This window comes from Synergistaceae bacterium (assembly GCA_017444345.1).
In the GTDB taxonomy this organism is placed as follows: Bacteria; Synergistota; Synergistia; order Synergistales; family Aminobacteriaceae; genus JAFUXM01.
This window is the reverse complement of record JAFSWW010000091.1, coordinates 1-10310: the sequence shown is the minus strand read 5'-3', so window position 1 is coordinate 10310 and position 10310 is coordinate 1. Positions and strand designations below refer to the sequence as shown.

Genomic DNA, 10310 nt, shown 5'->3' with positions numbered 1-10310 from the left:
CCCCCCCCCCCCCCCCATTACTCGATATTACGAGCGATAAATTAATAACTTGTGTAAATAATAAAAAAATTCCCCCCGGCCATTTACGACAAGGGGGATAAATAATAAATCTTAATCTCTCTGTTTGCCGAATATCCTAAGCAGATATATAAACAAGTTAATGAAATCAAGATAAAGCTGTAACGCTCCGATTACTGCAATTTTTGTTAATGCTGATGAGTCCGCTCCGTTGACAGTCATAGAAAGCTGCTTAATTTTTGCCGTGTCATAAGCAGTCAAGCCCATAAAAATAATTATTCCCATTATGCTTATAATCATTTCCATGCCTGAAGATCTCACGAAAATATTAATCAAGCTCGCTATAATTATCCCGAATAAGCCCATAATCAAGAAACTTCCCATGCCGGTTAAATCTTTCTTAGTGAATAGCCCGTAAACGCTCATGACTCCGAACATTCCCGCAGCGGTAAAAAACGCCTGATAAACTGATGCCTGAGTATATACAAGCAATAAAATCGAGAGTGTGAGACCGTTCACAAAGCTGTAAAGCAAGAATAATGTTAAAGCAGTTCCCGCAGAAATTTTGTTAATTGCAAATCCTAAATAAAGCACTAAGCCGATTTCAACAACTGCCGCAATAATTAACGGAGCTCTTGATCCGTAAAAGAATCTTATCATCGCCGGAGTCGCTGCCGTAAAATATGCTGTTAGTGCAGTAATAATTAATCCTAACGCCATAAACTGATAGACTTTGCGGAAAAGTGTATTAGTTATTTCTAGTGTATCCGTTCCCGCATAAGAAGGCATATAATTTTCATATTGTGCCATAAAATTTGCATCTCCCTTAAAATATATTATAGAAGTAAAATATGCAAGTTATATTTTATCAGAATGTGAGGAATTATTATGAAGAAAACAGAAACTCATGAGATGACTCGAAAGGGTTACGAGAGATTAAGCGAAGAATTAACGCACTTGAGAACAGTAAAGCGTCAGGAAGTAGCAAGACAATTAGAAGAGGCTAGGGCATTCGGAGACTTGAGCGAGAACGCAGAATATGCAGCAGCTAAAGAAGAACAGGCCAAGCTCGAAGATAGAATATTAGATCTTGAGAATACTTTAAGCAAAGTTACTGTTATAGACGAGGCAAAACTTGACACAAATAGAGTCGGTATAGGCTTAACGATAACGCTTGAAGATTTAGATCAGCCCGGAAAAATTTTCACGTATGAACTCGTAGGCTCTGAAGAATTATCGGGTGCGGCAGTCAACGCGAAAGGAATTCAGAGAATATCACAAAAAAGTCCGGTCGGTCAGGCAATTTCAGGGCATATTGTAGGAGCTGAAGTCCTCGTCAAGATTCCTAGAGGCACAAGAAAGTTAAAAATTGTCTCGATTAATAAATAATGCAATGAGTATTTATTCTAAAATTTTATCGGGCAAATTAAACGCAAAATATACATGGCTTGTAACAGGTGCGGCGGGGTTTATAGGCTCACACTTGACGGAGGCTTTATTATCGATCGGGCAGAATGTGAAGGGCTTTGACGATTTCAGCACGGGGACTCAAGAAAATATTGACTCAGCACTCAAGAATTCAGGCCACGCAGAGAATTTTACGCTGATTGATTCAAGTATCACAAATCTTGACTCATGTCGTGAAGCTCTAAAGGGTGTTGATTATGTACTGCATCATGCTGCTCTTGCGTCAGTTCCTGAGTCCATGCAGTTCCCATTAAAATATCACGATGTAAATATAACAGGTTTCATGAATATTTTGCAGGCCTCACGAGAAAATAATATTAAACGCGTAGTATATGCAACTTCCAGCGCAGTTTATGGAGATGACCAAACTATACCAAAACTTGAAAGCAAAACCGGCAAATCTTTATCTCCATATGCTATGACTAAATATATTAACGAGATAAACGCAGAATTTTTCACACGAGTATATAAACTTGAGTGCGTGGGCTTGAGATATTTTAACGTGTTCGGAGCTCGTCAAAATCCTAATAGAGCATATGCCGCAGTGATTCCTAAATGGGTTAGTGCTGTGAAAACAGGGAAGACTCCCATAATTTATGGAACGGGAGAAGCTACACGGGATTTTTGCGCGGTTCAAAATGTAGTGTTAGCTAATATTCTTGCTGCTCTTGAAGATAAGGCGGCCGGGCAAGTCTTCAATATAGGCTGCGGAGTCAAAACGAGTCTTAATGAATTACTCGCTAAAATTTATAAAATATTTGCCCCCGAACGAGAAATTAAGGCAATTCACGAGTCACCCAGAGAGGGAGATATTTTGCACTCGTCTGCTTCTATAGAACTTGCTAAGAAAGTGCTAAAATTTGAACCTGTTATATATCTTGAAGAAGGACTGAAATTTTTACATGAATAATCTACGAATCAGGCCAAGACGCTTAAGGAAGACTCAATCAATACGCGATTTAACTTGCGAGACGAGATTAAAATCTTCAATGTTAATTTATCCCGTTTTCGTTCGTGAAGGCAAAAATATCATTGAAGATATACCAGCAATGCCCGGTCAAAGACGTTACAGCCCCGATAAATTGCCGGTGATTCTTGAACGTGCAGCAAGAAACAAAATCGGGGGGATTTTATTATTTGGACTGCCTGAACATAAAGACGAGTGCGCCTCTTCAGCGTGGGACGATAACGGAGTAATTCAGCAAGCTATAAGACTCGCAAAAAATGAATTCCCGGATTTAAATATTATCGGCGATGTATGCATGTGCGAATACACTTCACACGGACATTGCGGAATAATAAAAAATGGCTGTGTTGATAATGACTCAACGCTTGAATATCTCGCAAAAATAGCAGTCTCTCAAGCAAACGCCGGCGCTGATATAGTAGCACCTTCTGACATGATGGACGGGCACACTTTGGCAATACGTGAGGCACTTGACGCGAATAATTTGCAGGACACGTTAATTTTTTCGTACGCTGTGAAGTATGCAAGCTCATTTTACGGGCCATTCAGGGAGGCTGCGGGGTCGGCTCCTGCGTTCGGGGATCGTAAATCTTACCAAATGGATATAAGAAATTCGCGCGAGGCACTGAAGGAAGCAATGCTTGATATACAAGAGGGCTCGGATATGATAATAGTTAAGCCGGGACTCGCTTATCTTGATATATTGAAGTCAGTCAAAGAAAAATTTTTAATTCCGGTCGGGTCTTATTCAGTCAGCGGTGAGTACTCAATGATAAAGGCTGCGGCGTTAATGGGCTGGCTTGACGAGAAAAAAATAGCAATCGAGTCGGCAATCTCTCAAGCAAGAGCGGGTGCAGATATAATTATTTCTTATTTTGCGCTCGACTTGGCCGAATGGATTAACAACGGAGAAATATAATAAATGAAATAAGACTCTCCCCTGCCCATTGAATTCAGAGAAGGGGAGAAAATTTTTTATAGTGCTAAGACGTTGACGAGATTTTGAGCGTTTTGATTTGCCTGTGATAACATAGAACTCCCCGCGTTATTCAAAATTTGCAGCTTCACGAATTCTATATATTCCCTTGCCATGTCTGTATCAGTTAAGCGGCTTTCTGAGGCATTTAACTGCAAGCTCGTTTCAGTAAGGCTGTTAGTGTTATATTCTAGCTCGTTTTGATATGCGCCGATTCTTGAACGCTGTAAAGAAACTTTATGAATAGCAGAGTCAATTATAGTAATGGCCTCTGATGCGCTCTTTCTTGACGTTAAATTTATTTTGTCGATTCCCAGTGCGCTCGATGTCATGTCGCCTATATTGATGTAAAAGTCCTCGCCTAAATTCTGCCCGACCTGAAAAGCTGTTCTCCTATCTACTAAATGAATAGTCGTCTCATATGCCTGCGAGTCAGAATATAATACATAATTTTTTGCCGAGTCGCTCCACATTGCTTTAACATTTGCCATATGATCAAATTCTACGCTTATATTAGGGCTGATTATTCCGTTAATGCTATTTCCGTCGGTCTGAATATTTTTCGCTAAAACTTTGCCCGTATGAGCCTCATAAACTGAAGCAGTAAAATTATTCTCTGTTGCTTCCTGAATCGTATTAAAGCCTAACACGTTTAATAAATCCTGATTATTTGACGTAATGCTTAATTTGCCCGCATTTCCTGCAACTGCCGAACGAATTATAAACGTATTCGCAACTGATTCGAGGCCGCTTATATCGGGTTCAGTAATAAAGCTAACAAAATTATTCGGATTGTCAGTATATAGAGCCTGATTCAAATCATATGCTATAGCGTCATTTAATTTTCTGCGGACGTCATTAATTGTGTCAGTAGCGTGAAGAGTTATGCTCGTTGACTGCCCATTGCCTTGAGAAATATTTATAGTTTGAGGCTGTTCAAGCATAAATACTCCGCTTGCATTATAGAATTCGGGAATATCTCGTAAAGTTATAATTTTTTCGGGATTAGTTGCTGTATCAGTAACACTGCCGGAAATTTCGCCGTCTTGACCTCGACCTATTGAACGAGTCGCCCCGTTTGCTGTATCAATCCATCCCGATAAATTTAATTCAGCGTTTGAGCTTATTTCTATATTGCCGCCGTTGGAGTTAAGCCCGCCTCCTATTGCTGCGCCGCCTCCTGAGCCTGTAGCTGTAATTTTGCCGCCGTTAATTTTTATGAAATCTATATTTGACGAATCGCCCCGTGCATTTCCTCCGCTGCCTATTCCTGCACCTGTGCCCGTTGCTTCTGCTGTGATATTTCCGCCGTTGATGGTGATTTTTACATGCGCGCCCTCATCTGTGTATGAGTCATAATATCCGCCTCCGCCTATACCAGCCCCGGAATTTTCCGCGTTTGCAATAATAGTACCGCCGTTAATAGTTATTTCTCCGACAGAGCCTTTCCAGTTCGGTGAATTATGACAAGCCCCGCCTATACCAGCCCCGCAGCCCGTGCCAGTCGCCGTTAAAGTTCCTTCTTCCGAGCCCGTGCCCTCTGAACTATTTATAACAAGTGAACTCGTATAGCCGTCTACATTTTGAACTTCAAGCCCTGCGCTTTCGTCCGAGCCTGCACTCAAAATATTATCGCCGGCAAGAAATAATTTCACGTTCGCACCGTTGACTTCAAAAGCACTCCCTGACGCTGAATTTATATTTACGTCCGTTAATCTTATTTGAGCGTCGACTCCCTGACTTATTACTATTTTATTATCAGTTATTGAGCCGCTGCCCTGTATATGATATTTGCCTGATTCGGTGATATTCAAGACTCCATTTTCAAATTTCCAGCCATTCCCTGAAGTCGCGCCGTTAATGTCTTCTCCGTCTTCTATATTAATCGTGTAAGTATATTCATTTTCCGAGTCGCCGTCATTAATTTCTGGAATCGTGAAAATTCCGGATTTCAAGACTTGAGCTTGGCCGGGTTTAGCTCTGACTTCAATTTTGTAATTGCCTTCGACTGTAGATTTTTGCCCGAATTGATCAATCGCAGTTAATGAGCCTGAAATTTTTACCTTTGTAGAAACTTTATCAGAAGTCCATGATGCTCCCGAACTGCCGTCAAGTAATCTCTTAGTATTAAATGTAGTATTTTTTGCTACGTTGTCAATATTTTTGCGTAATTCGCCGATCTCAAGCTGTATATAATTTCTGTCTTGAGTCGTCAAAGAGTCATTTGCTGCCTGTATTGATAATTCCCGCATTCTCTGCAGCATTGAATTAATTTGATTTAGTGCTCCCTCTGCAGTCTGAAGCATTGAGACTCCATCTTGTGAATTACGTATAGCTCGGTCGACTCCGGCAATTTGTGAAGATATTTTCATGCTCATTGCGAGTCCTGCTGCGTCATCGGCTGCCGTTGCTGTACGTTTCCCTGTTGATAAAGCCCGCGCGGTGTTCTCTATTGCCTTATTCGTTGATGTCAAAGCATTATATGCAAGTTTTATAGTGTTATTAACGCCCGTCATCATGATATAAATATGCGCCTCCTGCTAAAAGATTTATATATTCCTGATTTATATTTTCGGCAATTACACGGGAATATTTTATAATTTGCGGCAAAAAAAGGCACTCACTCAAATTTAAGCAAGTGCCAAATTATTATTTACAGACCGAAAATTTTATGAGCTTCTTTCATGTTAGCGCGTATATTTACACCGAACGGGCAGCGTTTCTCACATGTCCCGCACTGTATGCATTCTACGGCGTGATGCTTGAGTAATTCATAATGATTTCTCACTGTTTCAGGAATATTATTTTTTGCGGATTTAGCGAGATTCAAGAATTTAGTAACTGAAGCAATATCGATTTTAACCGGACATGGCTCGCAGTGAGTGCAGTACATACAATGTCCCTCCCAGCCGATTTTAGGGAACGAGGCAAGGGCGAGCGCGTAATCTCTTTCTGACTCGTTTGCAAACTCAAAATTTATTGAGTCCTGAAATTCTTTCACCGAGTGGGCTCCGGATAAAATACACGATACAGCAGGACGACTCAAAGCATAAGCTATACACTGATTGACAGTTAATGCAGCACCCGCCGGAGATAATTTCGAGTCAAGTAAATCACCGCCCCCGAAACATTTCATTACTGTAATTCCGACTCCGAGTCTATTACAAGTCTCGTATAATTTCTCGCGCTCAGGATCCATATTTGTTAAATGATTCTCGTAATTCTCATCACGCCATAAATCTTCTACGTCTTCACTGGCAGGCTGTAAATCATAACACGGATTTATGCTGAACATTAATACTTGAATCGCCCCGCTCTCGACAGCTTTTAAGGCAACTTGCGGATTATGAGAACTTAACCCGATATGCTTAATTAGTCCTGACTGCTTTAATTCACGGGCATAATCAAGAATTCCGTTATTAATTATCTCGTCCCAGTCGTCAAGAGCATCGCAATAATGAATCATTCCCACGTCAATATAATTTACCTGTAAAAGTTTTAGCATTTCTTGAAAGCCTGTTTTTACTTCCTGTAAATTTCTTGTGCGTGTATATTGGCCGTCCTTCCAAATTGAACACAAATGAGACTGAATTATAAATTTTTCGCGTCTGCCTTGTAACGCTTGGCCTATGTGTGAACGTAATTCAGGATCGGGCGAATATAAATCAAAATAGTTTACGCCTGACTCTTCAGCCAAATTAAATAATTTCTCACACATTAAATAATTCTCTTCGGTCATGCCCTCACAGCCTAAAGAAATTTCACTGACTTTCAAGCCGGTATTACCGAGTTCACGATAAAGCATTAAATTATTCCCCCTAAAAAATTTACCTGCATTATATCGCGTTATTCAAGTATTCGGGACTTAAGCGCGTTTAATCCTGGCTCGGTCATTCCTGAATCAAGCAAAAATTTTCCTGCATATTTCGCAAAATTATTATTGTCTGACTTTGTATTAATATTTTCGTCTTGAGCTATAAAATTTATCATCGGGGCAAAATGTTCAGCTGCAATAATATTATATTTCTGAGGGTCATTCTCGCGGGTCAGTCCGTAATAATTCGCGTAAGAAAGCATGTAATTATTCTCAATTTCATTATATGACGCTCCGGCAAGCATACCGATTATTATACTGGTGAATCCCGTTCTGTCTTTACCTTCAAGACAATGAATTAAATACGGCCCTTCATGCTTTGAGAGTTCGGCGAGCCCGGCAGCTAATTTTTTCCTGAAGTCAATATTATGAAAATTTGCCGTTAAATCAATCGCAATGACGCATTTATTATCGTACAAAGTTTTGAAATATGGCGAATTAAAATCAGATTTTGACATGTAATCTTTTATTTCTGAATCACTGTCAGCGAGGTCTAATATACATTTAATCCCGGCTTGTTTCGCTAAATTATCGACATAAACCGCCCTATTATGCCCATTATCACAAGGCGATGCAGACGTATATATATAATTTTTCTTGAGACAGCCTAAATTTATAGCTCGAAAATTTGCAAATACTTCATCACTTGAATAATGAGCGCGTTTATTTGTGTAGTGTAATGCTCTAGTTTCCTGAATAGTTTTATACTTCCCGCGCTGATTTAACGAAATTGTAACGGAGTCTGACTCGCTCAAATTCAAATCCTGCCATAAATCCGAGCCGTAATTTCTTTGAAGCCAAACATTTTCACGCCCGGGATAAGCAGTTAAAATCAATTCGCCTATTTTCACGTAATAGCCGTTATGATATGGAACATCTATAAATTTTTCACCGTTCGAGAATTCTATATTAACACTGTCGCCGAGTTCAAAGCCTGATGAGTTAAAATTTTCTATACTGCCGTTAATTATCACTCCGCCGTAATTAGCTTGATGAGAGATTGAAAATTTTTCTCCGGCAAATCCTGAAGACACAAGCGCAAATAATATAATAAAAACAGCAAATTTTTTCATGAGTCAAGCCCCTCCTAATTAAGCTAAATAATTTTATGCAAAATATCCCGTGCATTCTTGAATTTTTCGGGAATATCTGACTCCTTAATTCCTGAAGTTGTGCCGGCCTCGCAAGCTCTCTCGTAGAACCAGCATTTATACTCGATCACGTTTAATACTTCCTGCAAATTCTTTAATTCATCCCGCAAAATATCCCGCCTGTTATGAAATATCGCGAGTCTTTCATTTAATGTCCCGTCGCCTTCTCTCAGCATGTCAAGAAAATTTTTTATGTCCCTTATCGACAAGCCCGAACGTTTGAGGCAATTTATTAATTTTATGCTGCTTATATCATTATCAGTAAAGACTCGAATATTATTATTATCGCGTTTGAGTTCAGGCAGCAACCCCTGACTATCATAATAACGCAGAGTTGACGCAGGGAGTCCGGTTATTTGCGAAATTTGTTTTATAGTATACGGCAAAATTTTATCTCCTTACATATTATAAATAACTCTAAATCTTCCCAAGCCTCCGAAGAGATTTTACAGCGTCCTCGTTATCTTGTTCAGCTGCGAGTTTATAAAATTTTACCACTTGATTTATATCGCGTCTGACTCCCTCGCCGTTCTCGTACATTTGACCGAGCGCAAATAAAGACTCCGGGTGATTCTTGGCCGCCGCTTGAGAGAAATATTTTATTGACTCGTTATAATTTTGCCGCAAATCTTTGCCGGTTCTATAAAGTTGTCCCATTATGTATTGCGACTCCGTATGACCCTGTAAAGCTGCCTTGCTCCATAATTCTACGGCCCTGCGCTTATCTTGATTTACTCCCTCACCTGAATAATATAGAAATCCTAGATAATATTGCGAATCAGAGTCCCCCTTTAGTGCCGCTCGTGAATAATATTCGGCTGCTTTGCTATAATCCTGCGAGACTCCTTCACCCTTATAATAAATATTGCCCAGTTTAACGAGTGCCCTTAAATGATCCTGACTTGCTGCCTGAGAAAAAAATTTTATTGCCTCGTTGTAATTATGCATTCCCGAATAAATCAAGCCTAAATTATATTGTGATTCTGCGTGGCCTCGTCCTGCTGATTTCTTGAGTAACTGAATAGCTTTATCTGAATCGGGATTGACTCCCTCACCATTAAATAAATTCATTCCCAGTGTGAAAAGCGAATCCGGGTCATCTTCGTAATATTCGAGTCCCTCCGGTGCTTCAGTCGAGTTAATTTGCGAGCTGGGATTTATATATATCTGGCTTTCTTTGAGTCCATCCGGCGAATCGTATTTAATATCATATAGATCGAGCATTATTTTATTTGGCCCGGGTACACTTGTAACTTTGCTGAATTTAATATGTTTGCTTTGAGGCGTGTATAAATTTGTGAGATAGATTCTTGCGTGAGTTTGACTCGTTGCCTGCGCTGGGTTGTCCTTAGTTCCGAACGGTGATTTTTTCTCGCTCAAGAATGCAAATTTTTCGGGGTGATTATTAATTTCTTGCTGTAAACGAGCTATTATGCTTTCTTGAGAGTTTAATTCTTTAATTGCGCTTAACATTCGCCCGGCTTTCTTGTCATATAATTCAACACAGACCTAATAATAAACGCAAAACGCAAAAATAATTTTCTCCTGTTGAGTCAACTTGCCGCGAGTCGACTCAAGAGTTCCCAGCGCAGAAAATGGGAGCTTGATTTTGTCAGATTCGGGAATGTTTAAATTTTTTTCCAGCATATCAGCAAGTAAAATAAAAGCCTCGTTTAAATCTTTAACGCTTAATTTATAGTGAGTCAGCCCGTTCAATATAAATAATAAATCATATCGGGACTCTAAAATATCGCGCGGTAAATTTGAATCAATAACCGGCAATAATTCTATTTCCGTTCTGAAATCTGCTTTACTGAATATCAAATTATAATCCCTCCTGCAAATAAATATAGCATG

10 protein-coding genes are annotated in these 10310 nt (G+C 39.7%); 3 read left to right on the top strand and 7 right to left on the bottom strand.

The window, feature by feature from the left end:
* Positions 1–111: 111 nt before the first annotated feature.
* The gene (locus IJS99_06825; protein MBQ7561529.1) at positions 112–828 is read right to left on the bottom strand and encodes a Bax inhibitor-1/YccA family protein; all 717 of its coding nucleotides are present in this window, start codon (positions 826–828) and stop codon (positions 112–114) included.
* A 78-nt stretch (positions 829–906) separates the two neighbouring features.
* Between IJS99_06825 and greA the strand changes: the two genes are divergently transcribed.
* The 3 genes from greA to hemB are packed head-to-tail and all read left to right on the top strand — an operon-like array spanning position 907 to position 3371.
* On the top strand, positions 907–1407 hold the full coding sequence (gene greA, locus IJS99_06820; GenBank protein ID MBQ7561528.1) for a transcription elongation factor GreA: 501 nt from the start codon (positions 907–909) through the stop codon (positions 1405–1407).
* Positions 1388–2395: an NAD-dependent epimerase/dehydratase family protein gene (locus IJS99_06815; protein MBQ7561527.1), complete on the top strand. Its 1008-nt coding sequence runs from the start codon at positions 1388–1390 to the stop codon at positions 2393–2395. The genes greA and IJS99_06815 overlap by 20 nt, the downstream gene beginning before the upstream one ends.
* The gene (hemB, locus tag IJS99_06810) at positions 2388–3371 is read left to right on the top strand and encodes a porphobilinogen synthase (protein ID MBQ7561526.1); all 984 of its coding nucleotides are present in this window, start codon (positions 2388–2390) and stop codon (positions 3369–3371) included. Before IJS99_06815 ends, hemB begins: the two co-directional genes overlap by 8 nt.
* Before the next feature lie 56 nt (positions 3372–3427).
* Here hemB and IJS99_06805 read toward each other — a convergent pair whose 3' ends face one another.
* From IJS99_06805 to IJS99_06780, 6 genes are all read right to left on the bottom strand, one after another.
* Positions 3428–5947 carry a hypothetical protein gene (locus IJS99_06805; GenBank protein MBQ7561525.1) on the bottom strand — a complete coding sequence of 840 codons (2520 nt, stop codon included), beginning with the start codon at positions 5945–5947 and terminating at the stop codon, positions 3428–3430.
* A gap of 134 nt (positions 5948–6081) precedes the next feature.
* Positions 6082–7233 (bottom strand): aldo/keto reductase, encoded by a 1152-nt coding sequence (locus tag IJS99_06800; protein ID MBQ7561524.1) that lies wholly within the window; start codon positions 7231–7233, stop codon positions 6082–6084.
* Positions 7234–7274: 41 nt separating this feature from the next.
* On the bottom strand, positions 7275–8375 hold the full coding sequence (locus IJS99_06795) for a tyrosine-protein phosphatase (GenBank protein ID MBQ7561523.1): 1101 nt from the start codon (positions 8373–8375) through the stop codon (positions 7275–7277).
* A gap of 23 nt (positions 8376–8398) precedes the next feature.
* Positions 8399–8839, bottom strand: a complete 441-nt coding sequence (locus IJS99_06790) for a MerR family transcriptional regulator (protein ID MBQ7561522.1) — start codon at positions 8837–8839, stop codon at positions 8399–8401.
* Between the two features lie 31 nt (positions 8840–8870).
* On the bottom strand, positions 8871–9926 hold the full coding sequence (locus tag IJS99_06785; GenBank protein MBQ7561521.1) for a sel1 repeat family protein: 1056 nt from the start codon (positions 9924–9926) through the stop codon (positions 8871–8873).
* Between the two features lie 36 nt (positions 9927–9962).
* Positions 9963–10277, bottom strand: a complete 315-nt coding sequence (locus IJS99_06780) for a hypothetical protein (protein MBQ7561520.1) — start codon at positions 10275–10277, stop codon at positions 9963–9965.
* Between the last annotated feature and the right edge of the window lie 33 nt (positions 10278–10310).